Consider the following 26,149-nt stretch of genomic DNA (forward strand, 5'->3'; position numbering starts at 1 on the left):
CGGATCTGGCCGGCGGCCCGGCGCCGGCCGAGCCGGACGGAGCAGGAGAGGCGTACGACGTCGGGAGAATCGGCATCGAGTTACGGCTACGTCCCCACGGCGACATACGGGGTCATGCCGTCCACACCCCACGGGGGCGCTCCGGCCACGACCTATGGGGTAGTACCGCCTGACGATCATTCGGTCGACCGAGCGAAGGCGGCCGCCTATGGCCGCATGCCGGTCTCCAACGGAACTTCCGAACCGCGGCCCGCCCAGGGGACCGCCCGGTCGCCTCAGCCTGCAACGACGCCTGTTCAACCGAGCACTGCGACCATGACGACCGCTGCGGCACCGAGGCCGAGGCCCGCAGCCGGACCAGGGGCAGACGCGCCGTCGCCTCAGCGGGAGTGGTGGGAGCGGCTGCGAGACCGTACGTCGCGGTCCCGCATCTTCCTGGCGCTGCGCCGAGTGCGGGCCGTTGCCTCCTGGTTCGCGCTGCTGGTGGTTCTCGTGGCAGTGGTGGTCTCGCCGACGGTCCGCACCGCGCTGGGGGCCTGGGTCGGGTGCCTGTGGCTGGTGGTGTGCTGGTTCGCTCTGGCCCGGGCCAAGACCGTTTCCTGGGCACTGACGTCGGGAGTGTTCGCCACCGGGATGCCCTTGGCGCTGCTGATCGGCATGGTGAGCTTGTGGGTCTGCAGCGCCGCCGGCGTCACCCCCTCAGACACGTCTGCCTCCCTGGTGGTCGCCTCCGTGGTGGAGGAGGTTCTCAAGCTGACGCCGCTTGCGATCCTCGCTTTGGTGGCTCCGGGGCGGGTGCGCCGCTTCCTGGTGAGCGACTGGATCGTTCTCGGAGTGGCGGCGGGCGCCGCCTTCGAGGCGGTCGAGGAGGTCACTCGCCGCATCATGCTCCTAACCGGTCACGGAAGCAGTTTCCTTGATCGTCTCCTCTGCCCCGAGGGCGGGGTGAGACAGCTGAAGTGCAACGGCGCCACGACCTACTCGCTGATCCCGTTGTCGGGTGCCTCTGGCGACGTCTTCGTCTACGCCGGGCACGCGTTCATCACTGGGCTGGTGGCCGGGGCGATCGGGCTGGGGATCGCCCTGTGGCGCCGTGGTCGGGTACATCACGGTGGATACAGGGCCGCGTTGCAGTTTCTCGCCCCGGTGGTGCCGCTGTGGACATGGTGGGTGGCGGTGGTCGACCACATGGGACGCAACGCCTCCGACTACGTACTGTGGTTGTGGACGGGAGGAGAGGCGCCGTCGTGGCCCATCGAGGTGACGGCATCGCTGACCAACTACGGGCACGGACGCGGCGGCATTCTTCTGCTGATGATGGCTCTGGCCTGGGTCATCGATAGCCGCACACTGTGGGGCGGCGGTTACGTGAGCGCTCTTGAGAGCGACAACTACGGGAACCGCTGGGGCCCGTGGCGGTGGCGCGTCTGGGCTGGAGTGCCACGCAATGCCTTCGGGCGTTTCCTGGCCGACGGCGCCTGCCTGGTCTCCGTCGTCGGGATCGAGTGGCGGTGGGCGTGGATGACGCTCATGGAGGCGGCCGCGTTCCGCGAGCCGAGGCTGCTGCTGACAACTCCCGCGAAACTGCGGATCGCACGGGAGGAGGCAGCGCGCGCCGAGCTGGATCCGGCGCCGGAACAGTGGTGGAGAGTACGGCTCGCAGGGCTGTGCGCGGTCGCGGCCGGTGTGCTCGTCATTGCCATGGTTCCCGGTCTCACGCGGAGCATGGCCGATGGTCTGGGCGAAGGACAGCCGTACTGGTTGGCGGGGATTCTTGATGCGCTGGGGGCGGCGTGGGAGTCGCTGAGCTGGGAGCAGAAGCTGGGGCTGATGCTTCTGGCCGGGGCCATCATCCTCCTGTCCGGGGGCACGCTCGGCCTGGCCTTCGAGGTCGGCATGGGCGTAGCCACCGTGTTCGGGGCTGCTCGCGGGGCAGCGGCCCTCATGCGCGACCCGCGGGGCACGGTGGCCCGCTACCTGTCCACCCACACCCCAGCCGAGATCGCCCTAGACCTGGCGGCCGCCGCCCTGACCACGGTCGGCGGCGGAGCCGCCAGCGCCATGGGCGGGCAAATGGCCCGCGGCGCCTACGCCGCCACCCGCGAGGCCAAGTACGCCTCCTACCTGTGGCGCACCGACCGAACCGCATGGCGCCACTATGTCCGAAACGCACGCCGCAGACTCGTCCACGACGAGACCGGCGCCGTCAGGCTCCAGGAGTGGAGCCCTCGCAACGGCTTCCACCACCCCGGACTGCGCTCCCCCAGACCCGGGCGATCCGACGGCGGCCCCGGCCTGTGGGGCAACGGGAAGAACTACGGCTCCGCCCGCTCCCAACTCTACGAGGAGCAGATCACCAGAGTCCCCATCGAACACTCCTACATCGTCAACGGTGTCGAGTTCGACGGCTTCGACGGCTTCGCCCTCATCGACGCCAAAGGCCCCGGCTACGCCAACCCCATCAAAGGCGGCTGGTCAGCAGAACCCGAAGGCAAGTACGGACTCCTCAACACCGCCCAACGACAGGTCAAGGCCGTACGCGCCACCGGCACCAACACCCCCATCCAATGGCACATCGCAGAGAAAGAAACCTTCAACGAACTCTTTAGTCGACAGAAGTTCGGAAAGTTTCCTACCGAGATCGAGCTCTTCTACACACCACCCATCTAGCATCTCAGTCAATCAGCAACACGAGGAAAGGAACCACGACCATGGAATGGAGTCTCGTATTTGACTGGAGGGCGCTTGGTGACCCGGTATCGGAGGGACGCCGGGCGTGGGAGTGGATCCAACGGGTCAGGCCCCTGCACCCCTCCCTGGACCTGTGGCGCCCCACCGCCGACAGCCCCCAAGAAGCCGAACAGTCCCCACCCATCACCCAGGACCGCTTCCTCCAACGCATCCAGCAGGCCCAAGTCGACTGGGAAAGCGAGAGCTTCGGCGTTACCCCGGCCTTCTCCGGACGGATCAACCAGGGCAACAAGCTTGCGTTGTACTTCAACATGCCCAACCCCGGAGACGCCAGCATCGGACTCACGATCAGCGAGGCTCTCGGGGCCGCCCTGGACGCCAGCGAGGACCTGGCCGACACCCTTATGCACAGCGCCGCCAACACCTTCACCCCCAACACCATCGGAGCCCTGACCCGCAAGGACCACCCGCTTAGCCCCACCCCAGAGCCCTACAACTACATCCCAGGCTGGAAGATGTTCTTCGCCTCCGACTCACCCCACTACCAACGCGCCACCCAACTAGCCACCCGAACCACTCCCGTGGCCAACGGCGCCATCTTCACCTTCGGCACCCCCGACACCTACCCCACCATCCTCAACCAATGGTGAACACCCAACCGCTGCGCGCGGCCCGCTTCAGTCAACAAGCAGAACCGCCGACTCCGCCCCTCGTCGACCTCCGAAACACGTGAAACGCCCCCTTGGCCGGGGGCGTGAGGCGCGGGTGAAGAGGAGCGGAATGCCGCCCACAGGCGCCGAGTGTCCATATCTGCAGCAAAGGGGACTCAACGCAGATCACCTCAGCAGCAGGAACCACCGAATCATGCGGTTTGCATCCGAAGGAACGAGGCCGTTCACAGCCTTTGCTGCAGATATGGACACTTATACCGTCATCACCCAATGAGTGGCCGCCTCCGGCGCTCCCGCCGGAGGCGTCGGCCCTCGTCAGGAGACGCCGAGGATCGCCTTGATGGGCGCGAGGGTGAAGTAGACGACGAACATCGCGCAGGCCACCCACATGAGCGGGTGGATCCTCCGCGCCCGGCCCTGAGCTACCTCGATGACCAGGTAGGACACGAAGCCGGCCCCGATCCCGTTGGTGATCGAGTAGGAGAAGGGCATCATGATGATGGTCAGGAAGGCCGGCAGCGCGATCTCCGGGGACTTCCAGTCGATGTCGGTCACCTGCATCATCATGAGGAAGCCGACCACCACGAGCGCCGGGGTGGCCGCCTCGTAGGGGACCATCTTGACCAGCGGTGCGAAGAACATGGACAGGGCGAACATGCAGCCGGTGACCACGGAGGCCAGGCCCGTGCGGGCCCCCTCCCCCACGCCCGCGGCGGACTCCACGTAGGAGGTGTTGGAGGAGACGCCCCCGACACCACCAGCGATGGCGGCCAGGGAGTCGACGACGAGGATCTCGCGCGTCTTGGGCGGGTTGCCGTGCTCGTCGAGCAGGTCGCCCTCGGCGCCGATGGCGACCATGGTGCCCATCGTGTCGAAGAAGTCGGCCAGCAGCAGAGAGAAGACCAGGAGAATCACCGAGACGATCCCGACCTTGTGCACACTGCCCAGCAGGCTGAAGTGGCCCAGCGTCGACAGGCTCGGCAGGTCCACCGGGAGGCCGTCCAGGCGCGGCTCGGACAGGGACCAGCCGGTGAGGTTGTCGGGACCGGGCATCGTCTCGTCGTTGTAGGGGCCCAGGTGGGTGACGGCGTCGATGATGATGGCCAGGACCGTGGCCGAGGCGATGCCGATGAGGATGGCGCCGCGGACCTTGCGCACGTGGAGGACCACCATGAGGAAGAGCCCGAAGAGGAAGACGAGGACCGGCCAGCCCTGGAGGGAGCCGCCCAGGCCCAGCTCCAGGGGGGTGCCGCCGCGGCGCACCATCTTGGCGTCCACCAGGCCGATGAGCGCGATGAACAGGCCGATGCCCACCGAGATCGCGGTCTTGAGCTGGTCGGGGACGGCCTTGAATACGGCCTCCCGGAAACCGGTAAGCACCAGGACGAGGATGATGATGCCCTCGATGACAATGAGGCCCATGGCGTCGGCGTAGGTCATGCCTTGGGTGCCCACGAGGGTGTAGGCGACCATCGCGTTGATCCCCAGGCCCGCGGCCAGGGCCATCGGGTAGTTGGCGACGACGCCCATGAGGATCGTCATGACCGCGGCGACGAAGGCGGTGCCGGCGGCGAGCTGGGCCTCGGTTCCCGGGGGGCTCGCCTTGGACAGGATCGCGGGGTTGAGGACGAGGATGTAGCTCATCGAGAAGAAGGTGACGATGCCGCCACGGATCTCTCGGGAGATGCTCGAACCGCGTTCAGTGATGTGGAAGAACCGATCCAGTCGGGAGACCTGACTGGGCGAGGACGAAGATGAGGACTTCGTCGGGGTACGTGTGCTCACGGCGGCATTCTTCCAGATCATCAAGCGCTGAGCGAAACTGAGCGCTGCCGTCATCGTTGCCGCCGGCGCTCGCCCCATCGCTTAGACCCCGGAATTACTGTCACACCCTCGTGGAAGGATGGTCGGTGAGACCGGATGGGAGGAGGTGATGGCCGTGACCGAGGCAGCAGAGGACCCGGCCGCCGCGGCAGGTCCGCGCGAGCCGGGCTGGGAGGGATTCTCCTCGGCCACCCGCATCTGGTTCCTCGACGCCTTCCCCACCGGTCCCACCCCGGTGCAGGAGCGGGCCTGGGCCACGATCGGCCGGGGTGAGAACGCCCTGGTCATCGCCCCCACCGGCTCGGGCAAGACGCTCGCGTCCTTCCTGTCCGCCATCGACCGCCTGGGACAGGAGCCGGCCGCGGAGGAGCAGGGGAACGCGGCGGCGCCAGGGGGCGCGCAGGGCGGGGCCGACGGCGTGAGGGTCCTCTACATCTCCCCGCTCAAGGCGCTGGGAGCGGACGTGGAGCGCAACCTGCGCCGGCCGCTGGCGGGAATCTGCGCCGTCGGCCCCACCCGCCCGATCTCGGTGGGGGTGCGCTCGGGGGACACGCCCGCGCGGGAGCGTCGTCGGCTGCGCAGCCACCCGCCCAGCATCCTCATTACGACGCCGGAGTCGCTCTACCTCATGCTCACCAGCGCCGTGCGGGAGACGCTGCGGACAGTGGAGACGGTCATCGTCGACGAGATCCACTCCTTCGCCGGTTCCAAGCGCGGCACGCACCTGGCCGTGTCCCTGGAACGGCTCGATGACCTCCTGGGGCGGCCGGCGCAGCGCATCGGCCTGTCCGCCACCGTCTCGCCGCCGGAGGAGGTCGCCCGCTTCCTCGGAGGGCCGCACCCGGTGACGATCATCTCCGACGACGGCCGGGCGGCGCCGGAGGTCACAGTGTCCGTTCCGGTGGAGAACATGGCCCGCATCCCGGCGATCTCGGACCGCCGTACCCGGATGGAACGGGCCCTGGCAGCCCCCGCGAGCGCGGGTGGTGGCCGCGGCTCCCGGCCCTCCGGGCTCGGACGGGCGGGGTCCTCGCAGGCTTGGCGCTCCGATAAGGCGCTGGGTCGAGCCATGGCGGCGGGGCGGGCTGACGAGCCCGGTGCGGGGGTGCCCGCCCGGGTGTCGGCCTCGATCTGGCCGCACCTTGAGAACGCGATCCTCGACCAGGTCCTGGCCCACCGCACGACGTTGGTCTTCGTCAACTCCCGGGGCGCCTGCGAGCGGCTCACCGCGCACCTCAACGAGGCCTACGCCGCGCGTCTCGGGGCGGTGGCACCGGCGCCGCGGGCGCCGGTTCACCGGGAGTCCTGGGAGATGGGAACCGGTTCGCACACCGAGCCCCTGGCGGCGGGCGCCCCGGTGATCGCCAAGGCCCACCACGGGTCGGTCTCCAAGGAACAGCGTCTGGGCGTGGAGCGGGAGCTGGCCGCGGGCGAGCTGAGGTGCGTGGTGGCCACGGCCTCCCTCGAGCTCGGCATCGACATCGGCTCGGTCGACCTCGTGCTCCAGGTGGCGCCGCCCCCGTCGGTCGCGGCGGGCCTGCAGCGGGTGGGGCGCGCCGACCACCGGGTGGGCGGGCGGCCGCGCGGCGTCATCTACCCCGTGGAGCGCACTCACCTGGTGGACGCCGTCGTCGCCGCCGAGGGGATGCGTGCCGGGGAGATCGAGCGCACCGAGCTGGTGTCCAACGCACTGGACGTGCTGGCCCAGCAGACGGTTGCCGCGGTGAGTGTGACGGAGGGACTGACGGCCGAGACCTGGTTCGCCACCGTCAGGCGGGCGGCCCCCTACTCCTCGCTGCCGCGCCCGGCCTTCGACTCGGTCCTGGAGCTGCTGGCCGGCGGTTTCGCCTCGGCGGATCTGGCGGACTTCTCGCCGCGGATCGTGTGGGACCGCGCCACTGGTGAGCTCAGTGCCCGGCCCAGCACGCAGCGGCTGGCGGTGGCCTCCTCGGGAACGATCCCGGACCGGGGCATGTTCCCCGTCGTCCTGCCCGAGGGGGCGCAGGATGCCGGGCGGCGGCGGGTCGGGGAGCTCGACGAGGAGATGGTGCACGAGTCCAGCCCGGGCGACATCATCACGCTGGGGACGTCGAGCTGGCGGATCCGCCAGATCACGGGGGACCGCGTCGTCGTCGACCCGGCTGAGGGGCGCAGCGCCCGCCTGCCGTTCTGGAGGGGCGAGGGGCTGGGGAGGCCGGCGGCCACCGGGCTCGCCAAGGGCGTCTTCCTGCGTGAGGCGCAGAACTCCTTGCCGGCGGAGGCGGGAGCCGGGGAGTCGGAGGGCGAGCGGTCGCTGCGGCGCCGGCTCACGGAGGCAGGACTGGATGACCATGCCCGCAGCAACCTACTGGCGCTGCTGCGCGAGCAGTACCGAGCCACCGGCGCCCTGCCGACCGATGAGACCCTGGTCCTGGAGCGCTATGAGGACGAGTCCGGCAGCTGGCGGGTCATCGTCCACAGCACGCTGGGTCGGTGCGTCCACGAGCCCTGGGCGATGGCGATCCGGGAGCGGGTGCACCAGGTGCTGGAGGTGCGCCCGCAGATCATCGTGGCCGACGACGGCATCGTCCTGCAGATCCCGCCGGTTGAGGGCGACCTCCCGGGGGCCGGGCTCATCACCTTCGACGCCGCGGAGATCTCCTCCCTGGTGCGCAGCCGGATCGAGACGACGGCGCTATTCGCGGCCCGGTTCCGCGAGTGCGCCGCCCGCGCCCTGCTCATGCCCACCGCCCGCCCGGGGCGCCGCACGCCGTTGTGGCTGCAGCGGGTCAAAGCCGGACAGCTGCTCGAGGCCTCCTGCCAGTTCCGGGACTTCCCCGTCAGCGTGGAGGCGGCGCGCGAGTGCCTCCAGCAGTACTACGACCTGCCCGCGCTCACCGACCTCATGGAGCGTCTCGCCTCCGGCCGGGTGCGCGTCGTCGAGGCCGTCACCAGTGAGCCGTCGCCCTTCGCCCACCCGCTGCTGTTCGGGTACGCGAGCACTCTGATCTACCAGGAGGATCTGCCCCACGCCGAGCGCCGGGCCCAGCTGCTCTCCCTGGACCCCAAGGCGCTCGACGCCCTGCTGGGCGACGGCGGTGTCGCGGAGCTGCTCGACGACGAGGTCCTGGCCCAGGTGGAGGCCGAGCTCCAGCACCTGGCCCCCGGCAGGCGGGTACGCGCCGACGCCGAGGCGATCGCCGATCTTCTGCGTGAGCTGGGACCGTTGAGCGCGGCCGAGCTGGCTGAGCGGTGCACCGACGTCGGCGGGAGGGTCCCAGGGAAGGACGGGCAAGGCGACGGCGCGGACGGGGCCTGCGACGGCTTCGAGGGCGCGGACACGCACGCAGTCGAGCGCGAGGTCGGTCGGGCGCTCGCCGAGCTGGCCGGGGCGCGCCGAGCCGCCGCGGTGAGGGTCGGCGGGCGGGAGCTGTGGGCCCGGGTCGAGGACGCCCCGGCTCTGCGGCGGGCCCTGGGGGCTGAGGTCCCCGACTGGGCGCTGGAGCGGGCCACGGCCGGTGTCGCGGTCGAGCGGAAGGCAGCGGCCCGCTCGCCGCTGAACGACCTGCTTCTGCGCTACGCGCGCACCCACACGACCGTGACGCCGCAGCGCGTGGCGCAGGCCTTCGGGCTGGGGACGGCAGTAGCGGAGGGAGCCCTGGCCGAGCTGGCCGGGGACGGTTCCCTGGTGGACCTGGGTGCGGCGGGATGGATGGAGCCGGCGATCCTCGCCCGGGTGCGCCGCCGCTCCCTGGACCGGGCGCGGGCCGCCGTCGCGCCGGTGCCACCTGCGGCTCTCCAGCGTCTCGTGCTGGAGAGGGCGGGCCTGGATGAGCCGGGCAGCGGCGTCGACGCCCTGGCGGAGGCCCTGGCGGCGCTGGAGGGCGTGTGGCTGCCGGCCGGCCTGTGGGAGTCGGTGGTGCTGCCCGCGCGCGTGGCCGACTACCGGCCGGCCATGCTTGATGAGCTCATCGCCGCCGGGGAGGTCATCTGGCAGGCGCGGCCCGTCGGCGACGCCGCGTCCCGGTCCGATGCGGCCCGGAGGCGAACCGGGGCCGACGACATCCCCGCGCCGGGCGAGATCGCCTTCTTCCCCACGGACTCCGCCCTGGCGCCGGTCGCCGGGGAGGCGATTACCCCGGGTGAGCCGGAGGCGCCGGAGGGCCGGGAGACGGGAGTCACCGGGGAGGAGCTCTGGCAGCTGGTTCGTGAGGGGGCCGCCACGGGCCGCTCCTTCGAGCCGGTGCGTCGGGCGCTGGCGCCCGCGGCCGGGCCGCGCACCGCCCCGCCCTCACGGCGGGTGCGCAGCCGCCGGGGCCGTCGCCTCATGATGGGGATGCCGCGCGCCGGGGAGGTGACAGCGGCCGGGCAGTTGTCCTCCGTTCTGGTCTCCACCTCCTGGGTGAGGCTGTCTCACGCACCGACCGGCGATGAGGAGCGGGCGATCGCGGAGGTGGAGTCACTGCTGGACCGCTACGGGGTCGTCTCCCGCGATCTCGCCCTGACCTTCGGCGGGGCGGGAGGGCTCGGGCCGCTCATGCCGGTGCTGCGGCGCATGGAGGAGACCGGGGTGGTTCTGCGCGGCAGTTTCATTGAAGGCTTGGGGCCGACTCAGTTCGCCGAGCGGGAGAGCGTCGAGCGGCTGCGGTCCCTCACCCCCGGCCCCGCCGGCGCGGCGGAGACACCGGTCGTGCTCGATCTCAAGGACCCGGCCTGTCTCGTCGGGCGCGGGGTGCCGTGGCCCGAGCCGGTGCTACCTGCTGGCCTCGGCGAGTCGGCCGGGGGCCACGGTGAGGAGACGAGCGGCCCGCCGGTCCGGCGCCAGGGGGCGAGCGTCGTCGTGCTGGGTGGCGCCCCGGTGCTCTACGCCTCGGAGAACCTCAAGGTCCTCATCTCCTACACGTCCGCGCGCGAGGAGCTGGCACGCGCCCTGACCGCGCTGGCGGCCGACAGGCAGGCGATGTTCGCGCGCCAGGGGGCAGCGGCGGTCAGGCGCCGCACGGTGGTGGAGTCCCTCAACGGGGTCACCGCGCTGGCGCCGGCCGTGAGCGACCTCTTGCGTGAGGCCGGTTTCGTGCGCGACCCCAGGGGGATGCGGCTCGCCGTCGGCCCCTCCGGGGCCACCTGGCGATGAGCGGGCCGGCCCTTCACCGGTGACAGAAGCCGGCCCATGGTGCGCTCCACGCGTCCACAATGAGGACATGGCCGATCCGCACCCCGTCACCGGAGCGTTCTTCGATTCCCCGGTCCCTCCCGGGACCGGGTGGCCCGAGGATCCCGCTACTGCCGCAACACCTGTAGCCCGATCGGCCGCCGACGTGGCGCGCCTGGCCGACTCGTCGTCGGAACTGTCCGCGCTTGATGCCCAGGTCACGGTGTGCCGTGCCTGCGACCGCCTCGTGGCCTGGCGTGAGGAGGTGGCCCGGACCGGCCGTCGCGCCTCCTTCGCCCATGAGCCGTACTGGGGGCGACCGGTGGCGAGTGTCGGGTCGGCGGATGCCCGCATCTACGTCGTCGGGCTGGCACCCGCGGCCAATGGGGCGAACCGCACCGGCCGCATGTTCACCGGGGACCGCTCCGGGGACTGGCTGTGGGCGGCCTTCCACCGGGCGGGGCTGGCGACATCCCCCACCTCGACGGCGGCCGGCGACGGGCAGCGGCTCGTCGGCGCGCGCATGGGCGCCGCCGTGCGTTGCGCCCCGCCCGCCAACAAGCCGACGACCTTCGAGCGCGCCACCTGCGCGCCGTGGCTCGCCCGCGAGATCGCCCTCATGCCTGAGGTCAAGGTGATGCTGGCGCTGGGCGGGATCGGATGGGGCGCGGTGCTGCGGGTCACCCGCGAGGCCGGATGGGCCCTCCCCCGCCCCCAGCCGCGCTTCGGCCACGGGGCGACGGCGGAGCTGACCAAGCCCGACGGCAGGCCGGTGACGCTGCTCGGCAGTTACCACCCCAGCCAGCAGAACACCTTCACCGGTCGGCTCACCGAGCCGATGCTCGATGAGGTGCTGGCGACCGCCAAGCGCCTCGCCGAGGCATGATGACGGGCCGCGGCTGACGCGGCTTCAGGAGCGGTTGGGCAGGATGGCCTCGAGCTCGGCGAGGGTCCGCGGCGTCTGCTCCGCGGGGGCGTCGATCTCGGCGCTCTCGGTGTCGTCGGTGGCCGCGTCGTCCTGGGGCATGTCGATCCCGAGGGCCAGGGACAGATCGGCGACGGCGGCTCGGGCCGAGGCGGCGCGCTCGCCGGGCGTGTCACTGGATTCGCCGCTGGCGGGGGCCGGTGAGGGCCGATCCGCGGTTGCCTCAAGAGACTCGGCGGCGCTCGCAGCATCGGGGGCCGAGGAGGCCGACACCGCGGCGGTCGCCCGCTCAAGCTCTCCCAGGTCGAGCCCCACCAGGCGGCTGCTGCGTTCCTCAGAGGCTTCCTCGGGAGAGACGGCCGTGCGACGGCGGCGCGTCGAGGTGGCCGCGCGGCGGGAACGCTTCGCAGCGGGCTTCTGCTCGGACGCGGCGGACTTCTTGGTGGTCTTCGTCCCGAGCTCCTCCGCCTGCTCCTCGGCCGCGGGCGCGGTGGCATCCGTGCCGGCGGCGCCGCCCTCGGCTTGAGCCTCCTGGGCGTCGGAGTCGGTGGTGGTCTTCACGGCGTCGGCCGGGCCGTCGGCATCCTGAGCAGGCGACTCCGCACCGGTTCCCTGACCGGCCGTGTCGGCCGAGTCCTCGGCGGGGGCACCGCCCGGCTCGGCGTCGATGTCGTCGCCCTGCTCGGCGGCGAGCTCGGCGATACTGCGGCCCTCACGCAGGTCGAGCCCGTTGGTGCTCAGCGGCACCATGAGGTGGTCGTCGACCCGCGAGGGGTTGATGGGCCACTCCGGACCCTGGTCGGGCAGATCGGTCTCGGAGTGGGCGCCGCAGCCGTGGTCCAGGGAGACGACGCTGCCGTCGTCGGTGGCCCACTCGTTGGCGCACACACCGAAGATGGCGCGCAGGGCGCCGGCCATGGGCACGAAGAAGCCGCAGGTAGAGCAGGTGGCGTGGGCCTTGCGGACGCCCTCGGCGTCGGGGCCGTGGTCGCCGCCGTACCAGCGCTCGGCGGCACTGGCGACACCCTGAGCGCTCAGGACCCGGGGGCGGCCCAGGTCGAGCTCATCCAGGGCGACGGCGTCGGCGTCCTCACCAGTGGCCTCCCACCCGGGCTCGAGGCGCTCGTCGGTCTCCTTGCGGGGCAGGCGGTCGGAGCGGGTGATGTCACCGGGCTCGAGGCGCTCGGCCCACGGGACCCAGGCGGGCGCGAGGAGGGCCTCCTCACCGGGGAGGAGCTCCACCTCGCAGACGGTGGCGGTGCGGCCACGCGGGACGCGGCTCAGGGTGACCGCCCAACGCCAGCCGCGGTAGCCGCTCAGGGTGCAGTCGAACAGGTGGGTGACGAGGCGCTCGGCGTCGGGCGCGGCGGCCACGTACTCGCCGACGGTGATGGGGTCGGTGACCTCCTCCAGCGCGTGGCGGGCCAGCTCGATGGCCGCCGGGGAGGTGAGGGTCTTGTCCTTGGCGGCCAGGGCCTGCTCAGCGGGGGTCGGCAGGGCGCCGGCGCGCGGCACGGCGGCAGGCGTCGGAGAGGGCGAGGCCGCACTCGGTGCCGGGGCCGGGCGCTCCAGGGTCGCCGTGGAGGTACGCACCCCGGTGGCGGCGCCCGCCGGTGAACCCGAGTCGGTCCCGGTTGCGGGCTCGCCTGAGGCGTCGGTGTGAGAGTCGATCGTGTCGGTCACTCGGCCAGTGTAGGGGAGGCTCCTGGAACTGCCCCGGCCCGCGCGGGTTGGCCTGGGCACACCGCCCCGCCCGCCCACACTTCGACAGAATCTTCATAATCGACACAGATACGCGTCGATTGTGAAGATTTTGTTGGTGAGTCAGCGAGTGGACCGTCAGCTCGCCTCGACCGAGACGATGCGGTGGACGGCCACGGTCAGCTCGGTCTCGCGCACGACGTCGCGCAGGCGCACCCGCCCGGGCTCCACGGCCATGACCCGCACCTGCCGCTCCTGCACGGCGCCGTCGGGGCCGGCCAGGCTCAGCCGCAGCCGCGAGCGCGAGGACTGGGCCTGGCGCAGCACCGCCAGGGCGTGCACCGGGTCGGTGGCCACAGCCGTCTCGCCTGCGGCCTGCAGCGCCTCCTGCCCCACGCGCAGCCGCCCCACGAGGGTCGTCAGCTCACGCCTTCCAGGCCGACGCCGTCGCACCGAGTGCTCGCTGCCGGGGCGCGTCGGCTCGGGGGCCCGGCGGGCCTGCTGCGCGGTGGCCGGCCCGACCACCAGGTGGCCGCTGGCGTCCTCGGTCACCGGCGCCAGCCCGGTGGCGCGCAGCTCGCGCAGTACCTGCCCGGCGCTGGCCGTGGCCACAAGGATGCCGGGCGCCACCTGGTCCAGGCCGAGGTCCCGCAGGCGCGGCTCGGCCAGGAGCCCGGCGGCCGTGGCCTCGTCGCCGACCCGCAGCAGCGCGGACACGGCCCGCACACGCACCGCCCCGTGGTGGCGGGCGGCGTCCTGGACGAGCACGCTCAGCGAGTCCGGCAGGGGCGCGGGACTGTAACGGCCGATCTCCTGGGTGATCTCCTCGGCCCGGTAGCCGACGTCGAGCGCGCCGCGCACCGACTCGGGCGTGAAGCGCACCGTGAGCGCCCCGCCGCGCGACTCGACGACGCTCGTGCGTTCCAGCAGCGCGGCCAGCTCGGGGGCGGGACGGCCCGGCACGATGGCGGTGAGGTCGGACTGGACGAGGATCATCTCGACGGCGGCCGGCAGGTCTGCGGCGAGCGCCGCCTCCAGGGCGGTGAGGGCCTGGTCGTCCGACAGCGGCTCGGCGTGTGCCTCGCCGCCCGCCTCCTCAGCGCGGCCGGCGTCTCCGGGGTCGATGGGGCCGCCGGGGCCGCCACTGAGTCCGGGGGCCTGCTCGTCGAGGCTCGCTGCAGCACGTCGGGCGAGGATCCTGCCGGCCTCGGTCAGCGCCCCGCCGCCGGTGATCCCGAGGGTCTCGGCCTCGGCCAGGACCGCGGAGATCGCCCCGCCGGGGATGGTGCGCCGGGGGCTCTGCCAGGTCAGGGCCGCCCGCACGAAGGCGGGGGTCGCGCTGGCCCCCGGCGGGAGGTCGCCCAGGAGGGCGAGCACCCGAGCGCGCAGTCGCGCCGCCCACCCGGCCTCCAGGTCAGGGCTGAGGACGGCGCGCAGGGTGCCGTCGTCATCGCGGGTGCCCGTCAGCCAGGGGGTGCGGGCGCTGCCCGACCAGGTCAGGGCGAGCGGCGCCCAGCGCTGCGGGAGGCTGTCGGTGAGCCAGCCGGCGGCCAAGGAGGAGGGCACCCAGGCGGCGCCGTCCTCATCGAGTCCCAGGAGCCCGGCGCCCGCGGCCATCTCGATGATGCGGGCGGCGTCGTCGGCCTCCAGGCCCAGGGCGTCGGCGGTGCGTGCCAGAGCGCGCGCGCTCACTCCGCCGGTGCGGCGAATCGTCCCGCCCTCGCGGCCCCACTCCTCCAGGAGGGCGGCCACGAGCCGGACGGCCTCCTCGGCGTGGAAGGAGGCCTCGGAGGCGACGACGTCGGCGCCCACCGTCTCCAGGTCGCCGGCCTCGGGGGCGGTCAGGGGCTCGCGGGTCAGGCGGCCGCCGCGCAGGGCGAGAGCGACCTGGCGCGGCAGGATGAAGCGGGTGCGCCCGTGGGCATCGCTGCTGCGCTCCAGCCAGCCGCGTTCGATGAGCGGGGCCGCGCCCGGTGCGGTGCCGCCGGCGCGCAGGATGCCGGCGGGCGGTCCCCAGGTGAGGACCTGCAGCATCTCCACGGAGGCCACCGGGACGACCGGCTTGCCGCCTCCACCGGCGGCGTCCTCGCTCAGCTCCTCCAGGGTGGGTGGCAGCTGCTCTGCGCTCAGGGGCTCAGCAGCCCAGGGCCCCAGGCCGAAGGGGTGTGGCCCGAAGGCCGCCTCGAGCGCGGCCACGGGCCTGCCCTCGATGACGAGCGCCAGCCGGCCCAGGTGCTCCAGCGCATTGGTGACCTGCTCGGCGGGCAGCGGCAGGTGGGCGGCGACCAACCCGGCCAGGTCAGTGTGGTCCGGGTTGGCCGGATTGCCGGCGGGATGGCCGACAGTCTCGTCATCGGCCGGCTCACCACCGGCAGGTTCTCCACCGACCCCGCCATCCTGCCCGTTCTCGGCCACCTCGGCGAGTCCATCCCCGGCTGCCTCGATGCCCTCGGTGACTTTGCTCGGCCCGGCCCCGCCCGCCTGGCGCGACTCATCGGGCCGGCTGAGTGCCACCACCGCCTCGGCCACGGCCAACGTCGGCGCATCCAGCCCGGCCAGGGCGTGCTCGATGCTGCCGGGAGCCCCGGCGCGGGTCGCCAGCGCCAGGAAGGAGGAGGACGGCGGCGCGGCCAGGTCCGGGCGCGCCACCAACAGGGCGGCGACCTCGCGGTCCGGCAGCGCCGTCAGGTGCACGGCGAGGTCCTGGGTGGAGGCGGAAGGGCTCATCCGCACCAAAATACGCCCCCGCCCCAGTCACGGACAGAGCCGGGCGGGCCTGAGAACGGGACCAGCGCCGATCGTCAGTGCCGGCTACTCGTCCTCCGTCCCCTCGGAAGACTCCGAGTCCTCCCTCGTCTTGAAGGCGGTTCCGAGGGCCAGGCCCATCGCCCACCCCACCGGCAGCCACAAGAACCAGGGCCCCGGCGCCGCCACACCCATCGCGGCCCCCAGCATGGTGCCGTAGACCATGGGCCAGAACCACGGCGTCGCCGGCCCCTGATCCGCCTTGAAGGCCTCCTCGATCACCTCCGACCAGGCAGCCCGGCGGCCGCGCTGACCGGCGCCGGAGTCCTCGTGGTCGCTTCCAGACTGATCGAGCTCATGTTTCATGCCACCACCCTAAACAGACCACCTGATTGGATACCTCATCCTATGGAAGGAGGCTCGCCCGGCAGCGTGGATGAAGGGCGCCGGTGTCCAAATCGGATACAAAGGGACCTCACCGCCCCTGAGGCCAGCAACACGAACCGCAGAATCATGCGGTTTTCTTTCGCAGGCCGCAGCGCGCCTCGCGCCTTTGTTTCCGATTTGGACACAACCCCGCAGATGTCACCGTTTCTGGCCCCTTGTTGCGCCTCCCGACCCACGTTCGGGGCTCGTGTTCACGTCCCGGCGGCTCGCACGCCGCCGCGGCAGCCCAAGACCCGGGCCGTCAGCTGTGCGCGCCCGGTCATGACGCGAATGGATGTGACGTCACTGTCGGTAGCACTGTCAGCCGCGCTCGCGCGGGCAGGAGGCCGGCCGGCCCCTCCCGCTGGAAGAGGAACGTCTCCTCCATCACGGCGGCGCGCTGCCCCGGCTTGGGATACTCCCGCCCATGTCCGCCACGCCCAGCGATCCTGCGTCCCCGGCGCCCTCGGTCCCCGACGGCCCGCTCATCGTCCAGTCCGATAAGTCCGTCCTCCTCGAGGTCGCCCACCCCCAGGCTGGGCAGGCCCGCCGCGCCATCGCCGCCTTCGCCGAGCTGGAGCGCGCCCCCGAGCACATCCACACCTATCGGATCACGCCGCTGGCCCTGTGGAACGCGCGCGCCGCGGGCCTGGACGCGGAGACGGTCGTCCACACGCTCATCACCTACTCGCGTTTCCCGGTGCCGCACGCCCTGCTCACCGAGATCGCCGAGACGATGAGCCGCTACGGCCGCCTCCGGCTGCTCACCGACCCCGCCCACGGCCTGGTCCTGCACGCCATCGACGTGCCGGTCCTGGAGGAGGTCATGCGCTCCAAGCGCACCAAGGGCCTGCTGGGGACGCGACTCGGGGAGGCCGACGTCGTCGTCCACCCCTCCGAGCGCGGCCACCTCAAGCAGGTGCTCATCAAGCTGGGCTGGCCGGCCGAGGACTTGGCCGGCTACGTCGACGGCGAGGCCCACCCCATCACCCTGACCGACTCCCCCACCACCTTCCAGCTGCGCCCCTACCAGAGCGAGGCGGTGGAGAGCTTCTGGGCGGGGGGCTCGGGCGTGGTCGTGCTGCCCTGCGGGGCCGGCAAGACCCTCGTGGGTGCCGCCTCCATGGCCAAGAGCTCGACGACGACGCTCATCCTGGTCACCAACGCGGTCTCGGCGCGTCAGTGGAAGGAGGAGCTCATCCGCTTCACTACCCTGACCGAGGAGGAGATCGGCGAGTACTCCGGATCGCGCAAGGAGGTCCGCCCCGTCACGATCGCCACCTACCAGGTGCTCACCACCCGCCGTAAGGGCGTCTACCCGCACCTGGATCTGCTGGACTCCCACGACTGGGGGCTCATCGTCTACGACGAGGTCCACCTTCTGCCCGCCCCGATCTTCCGCATGACAGCGGACCTGCAGGCGCGCCGCCGCCTGGGCCTGACGGCGACCCTCGTGCGCGAGGACGGCCGCGAGGACGAGGTCTTCAGCCTCATCGGCCCCAAGCGCTACGACGCCCCCTGGAAGGACCTGGAGAACCAGGGCTGGATCGCCCCGGCGATCTGCACCGAGGTGCGCCTGACCCTCGACGCCGGTGAGCGCATGGCCTACGCGACCGCCGAGCCCGAGGAGCGCTACCGCCTGGCCGCCTGCTCACCGCGCAAGCTGCCGATCATCGATGCTCTCCTGGCCCGCCACGAGGGCGAGTCGGCCCTGGTCATCGGCCAGTACGTGGACCAGCTCACCGAGATCGCCGAGCACCTGGACGCCCCCGTCATCACCGGGGCGACGACGGTGCGAGAGCGCCAGCGCCTCTACGACGCCTTCCGCTCCGGCGAGATCCGCACGCTCGTGGTCTCCAAAGTCGCGAACTTCTCCATCGACCTGCCCGGGGCGAGCGTCGCGATCCAGGTCTCGGGCTCCTTCGGCTCGCGCCAGGAGGAGGCCCAGCGGCTCGGGCGGATCGTGCGCCCCAAGGAGGACGGCCGCCAGGCCCACTTCTACACGGTCGTCGCCCGCGACACCGCCGACCAGGAGTACGCCGCCCACCGGCAGCGCTTCCTGGCCGAGCAGGGCTACGCCTACTCCATCATCGACGCCGAGGACCTCACCGCGAACAACTGAGCCCGGCCCGACGGCGCACGAGGCGCAGCCGGACAAACCGAGCCGGCCAGGCCGGCTGGACCAGCGAGGGCCGGCAGCCCGGTCAGCGCGCCAGACGGCGGGCGCGCACGTTGCGCACGAGGACGCGGGCCAGGCTGCGGCCGAAGGCCTGGATGGCGGGGTCGACCCGCTCGGCCTGCTCACGGGCAGCGGCCCCGGCGCTGGCGGCCGCCTCGGGCAGGTCGGCGGCCGTGGCCCCGTGGGTTCCGGCGGCGCCCGGCGCGGCGCTCCGGCCGGCGGCCACCTCCAGGGCATCGCGGGCAGCCTGGAGGGAGGCCGCGTCCATGGTGCCGGCCAGGTCGTTGAGGGCGTCGCGGGTGCGCCAGTAGGCCACGCGCGCCGGGTCGGACTCGGGGTGGTGCTGGAAGGCCAGGAGTCGCCCGGCCCGCCAGGTGTGAACCGGGGAGCGGTCGGAGGAGGCCAGCAGGGTGGCGGCCTCAGGCAGGTGGGTAACGGCGTCGTGGTGGGAGACGATGACGGGCAGGCGGGTGCCGTCGGAGGTGGGGATTCCGGCGCGGTGGGCGGCGCGGATGGCCTCGGCGGCGACGGCCCCGAAGACCGGGTCGCTCTCGCCGGCGGCCGTGATGGTCAGCTCGACGACGCCGACCTCGTCGTTGCCCAGCGCCGGCACGGCCGTGGAGCCGCCGAGGGCCTCGGCGGCCACCTGGGCGCCCAGGCAGATGGCGATGGCGGGGACGTCGTCGGCGACGACGCCGCGCAGCAGCTCACGCAGGTCTGCCAGCCAGGGGTGCTCCCCCTCGTCGTGGGCGCTCATGGAACCGCCCAGCACGACGAGGCCGTCGCCGATCTCGTCCAGGGAGGGGATGGGCTCGCCCCGCCAGGGGCGCACCATGCGCAGGGAGGCACCCTCGGCGAAGAGCCACTCGCCCAGGCGCCCCACGGGCGCGAGCTCCTCGGGCTCGATGACGGTGATCGTGAGCGTGTCAGTCATGGGCGACATTCTGCCGCCGGTTCGGTTGCCTGCGCGCGGTGACAGGCGCAGGCGTGCCGCCTGAGGCGAAACGACTTGCTCACACCCTGACCCGGCGGGGACGATGGCCCGGATGAAGAACCAGCAGCCCCCACTCCCTCGTCCTTGGCACCAGATGGCCCTTTCCGGCGTCGCGACGGCGGCCGCCCTGGGGCTGCTGGGGCTCTCTGCCGGCGCCGCGGCCGCTCCGACGACGCCCGGCTCCGCATCCCTGGCCCTGGCCTCCTCCGCGCAGACCTCGGCCGCCTCGGCGGGCGCGCCCCGGGCCCTCCCGGCGGCGTCGACCATCCTGACCGAGCACGTCACCGATGAGCTCGGGATCCTGGATGCCTCCAAGGCCCAGCAGGCCGTGGACACCATGTCCTCCAAGTACGGCGTGGGCCTGTGGGTGCTGACCGTCTCCGACTCCAGCCAGAAGGCCTCCGCCATCGCCGCACAGGCCTTCAAGGACACGAAGCTGGGACGTGACGACATGCTCCTGGTCATCAACATCCCCTCCGACGGCTCGGCCTCGAAGAGCTACAAGCTGCAGGCGCACGACAACTCCTCGAAGTTCTCCGAGTCCGACTACAAGCGGATCGACTCGGCCATCAAGAAGCAGCTCAGCGCGGGCAACTACGACGACGCCGTGGCCGCCATCCCGGACAACATGTCCGGTTCATCGGGTTCGGGCAGCTCGGATGACTCAGGCTCCTCGGCGCTTCCGCTCCTGCTGGGTGGGGGCGCGGTCGCGACCGCGGCCGGAGGGGCCGCCGCCTGGACGGTGTACAAGCGCAGGAAGAACAAGGAGAACGACGACATGCTGTTCGGCAAGCGCAGGAATCAGGGCGCCGCTGGCGGCGCCCCCGGCAACCAGCCCGCGGGCCCCGCGGCGATGACGGTGGAGCAGCTGCGCACCCAGGCCGGCAGCGCCCTGGTCCAGGCCGATGACACGGTGCGCGCCGCCGCCGAGGAGCTGTCCTACGCGCAGGCGCAGTTCGGCCTGTCCGCCACGGACGCCTTCACCGCCGCCCTGGACAGCGCCCGCAAGCACCTGTCGCGGTGCTTCGAGCTGCGCAAGATCCTCGACGACGACATCCCCGAGACCGAGCCGCAGCAGCGCCAGATGTACACCGAGATCCTCCAGCACTGCTCGGAGGCGGTCGGTGAGATCCGCGCTCAGGAGGAGGCCTTCAACAAGCGGCGCGGCATCGAGGCGAACCTGCCGACGTCGATCGCCGAGACCGCCCAGCGCGCCGATGAGACCGAGCAGGCCATCGTCATGGCCGAGACGATCCTGGTGACGCTCAGCGCAGCCTATCCCGCATCTTCCCTGACCAGTGTGGCCCAGGCCCCCGAGCAGGCCCGCCGCCTGCTGGCCGCGGGGCGCACCGCCCTGGACCAGGCCCGCGCCAGCGTCGAGGCCTCCCAGGAGGCGACGGCGGTCGAGCAGGTCCGCATCGCCCAGGGCTCCATCGCCCAGGCCGGTCAGCTGGCCGCCCAGGTCACCGGGGCCCGCGAGCGCCTTCAGAGCGCGGCGAAGGATCTGGAGGCGGCCATCGCCTCGATCTCCTCGGACCTGGTGGACGCCAAGCGCCTGGAGGGCGCGGTGCCGGCGGCGACCCTGGCCCCGCTCGTGGCCGACGCCGAGGCCGCCGTCGCCGAGGGCCGTCAGGCCAGTGGCGCCAACCCGAGCGGCGATCCCCTGGCCGCCCTGGACCACCTGGCCCGGGCCGAGGCCGCCATCGACGCCGCCCTGGCCCCGGCCCGCGAGCGCGAGGAGAACGACTCGCGCGCCCGGGCCTCCCTGGGCTCGCGCCTGGCCCGCCTCAACTCCCAGGTGGAGTCCGTGACCTCCTACATCACCACCTATCGCGGGGCGGTGGGCCCCTCGGCGCGCACCGCGCTCAGTGAGGCCGCCCGTCACGCCACGGCCGCCACCACCGTCCAGACCACTGACCCGGTGGCCGCCCTGGCGGAGGTCGCGGCGGCCGAGCCGCTCGTGGCCCAGGCCCAGGCCCTGGCCGAGGCCGACGTGCGCGGATCGTCGAGCTCGTGGAGCCCGAACTCCGGTGAGCGCTACTCCTACTCCCGCGACTACGGCCGCTCAGGCGGCGGGCTCGACCTGGGCTCGCTCCTGCTGGGCGGGCTGCTGCTGGGCGGCGGCCACAACTACGGCGGCTGGAGCTCCCACCACCACGACAGCGACTGGGGCGGAGGCGGCGGCTTCTTCTCCGGCGGTGGGGACTTCTCGGGTGGGGGCGGCGGCTTCTTCGACGGCGGCGGCGATTTCTGAGCCGCGTCCTGCCGGCGTCCGACCCCGGTCGCATTCCAGTCATGCCCTGAGCGATGCGACCCCCGCCCGCATGACGCCGGACGCCGGGACCTGCGATCATGACGCCTGATCCGCCTGGCCCACCGGCCACCACCTGGCGACCACCCGGCGAGCGCCGGGTCCACACCTGCCCATACCTGCCCACACCGACGTCGCAGCTCGACGGAAGGACGAACAACCATGGCTGAGAAGCAGTCGATCCTGGGGCGCATCGCCCAGCTCACCCGCGCCAACATCAACGCGCTCCTGGACCGCGCCGAGGACCCGGAGAAGATGCTCAACCAGCTGGTGCGGGACTACACGGCGTCCATCGCCGAGGCCCGTGACGCCGTCGCCCAGACGATCGGCAACCTGCGTCTGGCCGAGAAGGACCACGACGCCGACGTCGCCGAGGCCAAGGACTGGGGCAACAAGGCCCTGGCCGCCTCCCGCAAGGCCGACCAGCTGCGCTCCGGCGGTGACACGGCCGGCGCGGACAAGTGGGACTCGCTGGCCAAGATCGCGCTGACCAAGCAGATCACGGCGGAGAACGAGGCCAAGGCCGCCGAGCCGATGATCGCCTCCCAGCGCCAGGTCGTCGAGCAGCTCAAGACCGGCCTGCAGCAGATGGAGGTCAAGCTCGGCGAGCTGCGCTCCAAGCGCGACCAGCTCATCGCCCGTCAGAAGACCGCCGAGGCCCAGGTCAAGGTGCAGGGCGCCATCCGCTCCATCAACGTCCTGGACCCCACCAGCGAGCTGTCCCGCTACGAGGACCAGGTGCGTCGGGTCGAGGCCCAGGCCGCCGGGCAGATGGAGCTGGCCGGCTCCTCCCTGGAGTCCCAGTTCGCCGAGCTCGAGGCCTCCGGCACCAGCCTGGAGGCCGAGGCCCGTCTGGCGGCCCTGAAGTCCGGGCAGAACCCGGCCCTTCCGGGCGCCCAGCAGCAGGCCCCCGCCCAGATCACCGACGGCGACGACGACGCGATCAACGCCGCCTTCGCGGCCCTGAAGAACCAGGGTCAGCCGGCCGGCGAGGAGACCTCCTCCTACTGATATGAGCTGACCTCACCGCGCCACCCAGGCGCCTCAGCCACGCAAGCCGCCCGGTGCTCATCATCCCGATGAGCACCGGGCGGCTTCGTGCACCTCGACGTCGAGCAATCCGGGCGGGGGACATCTCACGCGCCCGGAGACACTCCACTCCGGCCGGGGACATCTCACGCCTGCGGGGACAGGATTTCCGCACCCGACGGCGTCGAACGCCCCCACCGGGAGAGCTTTGTCCCCGACCACGCAGACCGCACCCATCGGTGTCACGGGCATCAGGAGACCGGTATCGGTGCGGTGTCTTTGGGCGTCGTCGGAGGCTACTGGACGCCGTGACCGGTAGCATGAGCCCCATGAGCGTACCGACTTATCTTCTCGTCGATGGCGAGAACATTGACGCCACTCTCGGCATGAGCGTGCTGGGGCGGCGTCCCGAACCTGAGGAGCGGCCCCGTTGGGACCGGGTCCTCGCATACTGCGATGAACTGTCCTCCGCCGACGCCGCCGAGGGTGAGGGGGACGAGGCCCGCGCCCTGTTCTTCCTCAACGCCACCAGCGGCCATATGCCCATGAGCTTCATCCAGGCCCTGCTGGCCATGGACTACCGCCCCGTGCCGCTGGCCGGGTCCGGAAGCAATGACGAGAAGGTCGTCGACATCGGTATTCAGCGCACCCTGGAGGCGCTGGCCGAGCGGGTCGAGTCCGGTCAGGACGCCCACGTCCTGCTGGGCAGCCACGACGGCGACTACATCCCCCACATCGAGCGGCTCCTGCAGGCCGGCGCCACGGTGGGGATCCTGTGCTTCCGCGAGTTCCTCAACGCCCAGCTGGCCGCCCTGGAGGGCGAGGGCCTGACGATCTACGACCTGGAGAGTGACGTCAAGGCCTTCACCATCCCGCTACCGCGCGTGTGCATCATCCCGCTGGAGGACTTCGACCCTCTCGCCTTCCTCTGACCCGACGGCGGGGCGGCGACAGGTGTCGCCGCCCCGCCTCATGTCACAGCCCGACTCACCGGAGAGTCGCAGGCAATCACCCCGGTTCAAGCAGCAACCACACAGCTCCCCCGTTTTGTGGGAATTCCAAGACTTTCTGGGTCTACAATTGGTGCGAGGTCACACGAACCACTTGACCTATCAACAGCGACCGTTCGGAAGTCGTTCAGGAAACGACCAGAAACTGAAGGAATGGTGAGACTCATGGAGCGTTCCCAGCAGTCCCGCACCGAAGCTCACCTCCTTGTCGTCGACGATGAACCCAACATCCGCGACCTGCTGGCCTCGTCCCTGCGCTTCGCAGGCTTCGAGGTCTCGATCGCAGGCGACGGCAACGGCGCGCTGAAGACGGTGGAGAAGACATCCCCCGACCTGGTGGTCCTCGATGTCATGCTGCCCGACATGGATGGCTTCACCGTGGCCCGGCGCCTGCGCGAGCGTGACGTGACCACCCCGATCCTCTTCCTGACCGCCCGCGATGACATGGCGGACAAGGTCCAGGGCCTGACCGTCGGCGGCGACGACTACGTCACCAAGCCCTTCGGGCTGGAGGAGGTCATCGCCCGCATCCGCGCCATCCTGCGCCGCACCCACGCCATTGAGAACCAGGACGACGGCGTCGTGCGCGTGGCCGACCTGGTCCTGGACGAGGACGCCCACGAGGTGTACCGCGCCGAGGTCGAGGTGGATCTGTCGCCCACCGAGTTCAAGCTCCTGCGCTACCTCATGCTCAATGCCGGGCGCGTCGTGTCCAAGGCCCAGATCCTCGACCACGTCTGGGAGTACGACTGGAACGGCGACGCCGCGATCGTGGAGTCCTACATCTCCTACCTGCGCCGCAAGGTGGACCAGATCCAGGGCGCCGACGGCCAGCCCGTCACCCCGCTCATCCAGACTCGTCGCGGAGTCGGCTACATGCTCCGCGAACCCAAGGCCGAGTGATGGCGGCGGCGCGTGGGGGGAGCACGCGCCCGGCCAAGTCGTCCGGTAAGCAGCACCGCCCGATCAAACGGGGCCGATGGCACCCGATCACCGCGATTCAGCGGCCCTGGCAGGCAATGCCGCTGCGCACGCGCCTGACCCTCATGACCACCGGCCTGCTCGCCATCGGGCTCATCGTCGTCTCCTTCGTGGTGACCTCACTGCTCTACAGCCACATGATGGGCCAGATCGACAGCCAGCTGCGCACCACCTCCGTGGCCATCGGAAGCCAGGGACTGGCCCAGATCCGCGAGGGCGGGACCAGCAGCACCACCTTCCCCTCGAACTACTACGTCAAGGCCGAGTACCTCGACCCCACCCGCAACGGGGAGTGGATCTCGCCGGACACCGCCGCCACGTACGGCCGGCCACAGATCAAGGGCCTGGACTACCGGCGCGCCCTGGCCCACGCGGACAAGAACGACTTCCCGATCACGACGGTCAACTCCGATCAGCCAGGCCACCAGTGGCGGATGATTACCCTGCTCATCCGGGACCAGAACACCGGCGAGTACACCGGCGCCGTGGCCCTGGCCCTCCCGCTGAGCGACGTCATGGAAACCGTCGAGCGCACCCGCCTCGTGGTGGCCCTGGCCGACGTCTCGATCATCTCGGTGGGCGCCCTCTTCGCCACCTACCTGGTCCACCGCTCGTTCCGCTCCCTGCGCCAGATCGAGGGCGTGGCCGCCCGGATCGCCCACGGCGACCTGTCCGCCCGCATCCTGGTCACCGAGCCGCGCACCACGGAGGTGGGCTCGCTGCAGCGGGCGATCAACACGATGCTCACCCAGAACGAGAGCTCCTTCGCCGCCCAGGTCGTGGCCCAGGAGCGGATGACGCGCTTCGTCTCCGATGCCTCCCACGAGCTGCGCACTCCCCTGGCCGCCATCCGCGGCTACGGCGAGCTCTACCGGATGGGCGGGGTGCCCGCGAACAAGACCGGTGAGGTCATGGGGCGCATCGAGACCGAGTCCAACCGGATGGGGCGCCTCGTCGACGATCTCCTCCAGCTGGCCCGGATCGACGAGGGCCGGGAGATGTCGATGGAGCCGGTCAACCTCACCGACCTGGCCGCCGGGGCCCTCAGCGACATGATGGTGCTGGCCCCCGAGCGCGACTGCGGCCTCATCCCCCTCGACCCCCGCGACGAGGCCGCCGGCAAGGAGGCCCCCTCACTTCAGGTCATCGGTGACCGCGACCGCCTCTCCCAGATCCTCACCAACCTGCTGGGCAACGTGGTGCGCCACACCCCCTCCGGGACGCCGGTGGAGATCGCCATCGGCATGGCGCCCCCGCGGGCCAACCCGACGGCGCAGCCGGTCGTCGTCGTCGAGGTCCGCGACCACGGCCACGGCGTGCCACCGGAGGCGGCCGAGAAGGTCTTCCAGCGCTTCTACCGCTCGGACACCTCCCGCAACCGGGAGACCGGAGGCTCCGGCCTGGGCCTGGCGATCGTGCTGGGGATCGTGGCCGCTCACAAAGGCACCGTCCAGATGCTCCAGACCCCCGGCGGCGGCGCCACCGTCCACATCGAGCTGCCGCCCGCGCCGGCCTGGTAGGCCCCGCCGCC

Annotated in this window: 15 protein-coding genes; 10 read left to right on the forward strand and 5 right to left on the reverse strand. The window is 71.8% G+C overall.

The window, feature by feature from the left end; translation table 11 throughout:
* Positions 1–315 precede the first annotated feature (315 nt).
* On the forward strand, positions 316–2,670 hold the full coding sequence (locus tag JJJ14_RS11315; protein WP_101559721.1) for a Tox-REase-5 domain-containing protein: 2,355 nt from the start codon (positions 316–318) through the stop codon (positions 2,668–2,670).
* A 41-nt stretch (positions 2,671–2,711) separates the two neighbouring features.
* Entirely contained in the window at positions 2,712–3,341 is a 630-nt protein-coding gene (locus tag JJJ14_RS11320; RefSeq protein WP_101559720.1) for a hypothetical protein, read from the forward strand.
* A gap of 336 nt (positions 3,342–3,677) precedes the next feature.
* Here the strand turns inward: JJJ14_RS11320 and JJJ14_RS11325 are convergent, their stop codons facing one another.
* The gene (locus JJJ14_RS11325; protein ID WP_081379302.1) at positions 3,678–5,201 is read right to left on the reverse strand and encodes an NCS2 family permease; all 1,524 of its coding nucleotides are present in this window, start codon (positions 5,199–5,201) and stop codon (positions 3,678–3,680) included.
* A 94-nt stretch (positions 5,202–5,295) separates the two neighbouring features.
* Between JJJ14_RS11325 and JJJ14_RS11330 the strand changes: the two genes are divergently transcribed.
* The gene (locus JJJ14_RS11330; RefSeq protein WP_236592825.1) at positions 5,296–10,299 is read left to right on the forward strand and encodes a DEAD/DEAH box helicase; all 5,004 of its coding nucleotides are present in this window, start codon (positions 5,296–5,298) and stop codon (positions 10,297–10,299) included.
* A 67-nt stretch (positions 10,300–10,366) separates the two neighbouring features.
* Positions 10,367–11,203, forward strand: coding sequence for a uracil-DNA glycosylase (locus JJJ14_RS11335; protein ID WP_201444187.1), 837 nt, complete (start codon positions 10,367–10,369; stop codon positions 11,201–11,203).
* A 24-nt stretch (positions 11,204–11,227) separates the two neighbouring features.
* Here JJJ14_RS11335 and JJJ14_RS11340 read toward each other — a convergent pair whose 3' ends face one another.
* The 3 genes from JJJ14_RS11340 to JJJ14_RS11350 form a co-directional block, all read right to left on the reverse strand.
* A complete protein-coding gene (locus JJJ14_RS11340) occupies positions 11,228–12,925 on the reverse strand; it encodes a DUF3027 domain-containing protein (protein WP_236592826.1) in 1,698 nt (565 codons plus the stop codon).
* Positions 12,926–13,081: 156 nt separating this feature from the next.
* The gene (locus tag JJJ14_RS11345; RefSeq protein WP_236592827.1) at positions 13,082–15,670 is read right to left on the reverse strand and encodes a helicase-associated domain-containing protein; all 2,589 of its coding nucleotides are present in this window, start codon (positions 15,668–15,670) and stop codon (positions 13,082–13,084) included.
* Between the two features lie 84 nt (positions 15,671–15,754).
* Positions 15,755–16,054, reverse strand: coding sequence for a hypothetical protein (locus JJJ14_RS11350; protein WP_201444189.1), 300 nt, complete (start codon positions 16,052–16,054; stop codon positions 15,755–15,757).
* A 487-nt stretch (positions 16,055–16,541) separates the two neighbouring features.
* On the opposite strand from JJJ14_RS11350, the gene JJJ14_RS11355 reads away from it, so the two are divergent.
* Complete coding sequence (locus JJJ14_RS11355) at positions 16,542–18,236, forward strand: DNA repair helicase XPB (RefSeq protein ID WP_201444190.1); 1,695 nt, start codon at positions 16,542–16,544, stop codon at positions 18,234–18,236.
* Positions 18,237–18,318: 82 nt separating this feature from the next.
* Here the strand turns inward: JJJ14_RS11355 and JJJ14_RS11360 are convergent, their stop codons facing one another.
* The gene (locus JJJ14_RS11360) at positions 18,319–19,227 is read right to left on the reverse strand and encodes a type 1 glutamine amidotransferase (protein WP_201444191.1); all 909 of its coding nucleotides are present in this window, start codon (positions 19,225–19,227) and stop codon (positions 18,319–18,321) included.
* 112 nt (positions 19,228–19,339) lie between these two features.
* On the opposite strand from JJJ14_RS11360, the gene JJJ14_RS11365 reads away from it, so the two are divergent.
* The 5 genes from JJJ14_RS11365 (at position 19,340) to JJJ14_RS11385 (ending at position 26,138) form a co-directional block, all read left to right on the forward strand.
* Positions 19,340–21,541, forward strand: coding sequence for a TPM domain-containing protein (locus JJJ14_RS11365; RefSeq protein ID WP_201444192.1), 2,202 nt, complete (start codon positions 19,340–19,342; stop codon positions 21,539–21,541).
* A 219-nt stretch (positions 21,542–21,760) separates the two neighbouring features.
* The gene (locus JJJ14_RS11370; RefSeq protein ID WP_009407809.1) at positions 21,761–22,609 is read left to right on the forward strand and encodes a PspA/IM30 family protein; all 849 of its coding nucleotides are present in this window, start codon (positions 21,761–21,763) and stop codon (positions 22,607–22,609) included.
* Between the two features lie 347 nt (positions 22,610–22,956).
* Positions 22,957–23,559 carry an NYN domain-containing protein gene (locus tag JJJ14_RS11375; RefSeq protein WP_043538398.1) on the forward strand — a complete coding sequence of 201 codons (603 nt, stop codon included), beginning with the start codon at positions 22,957–22,959 and terminating at the stop codon, positions 23,557–23,559.
* A gap of 243 nt (positions 23,560–23,802) precedes the next feature.
* Positions 23,803–24,540: a response regulator transcription factor gene (locus tag JJJ14_RS11380; protein WP_009407606.1), complete on the forward strand. Its 738-nt coding sequence runs from the start codon at positions 23,803–23,805 to the stop codon at positions 24,538–24,540.
* A complete protein-coding gene (locus JJJ14_RS11385; protein WP_020992167.1) occupies positions 24,540–26,138 on the forward strand; it encodes a sensor histidine kinase in 1,599 nt (532 codons plus the stop codon). The genes JJJ14_RS11380 and JJJ14_RS11385 overlap by 1 nt, the downstream gene beginning before the upstream one ends.
* The last annotated feature ends 11 nt before the right edge of the window (positions 26,139–26,149 follow it).

Source organism: Actinomyces sp. HMT 175, assembly GCF_016694895.1.
Classification (GTDB): Bacteria; Actinomycetota; Actinomycetes; order Actinomycetales; family Actinomycetaceae; genus Actinomyces; species Actinomyces oris.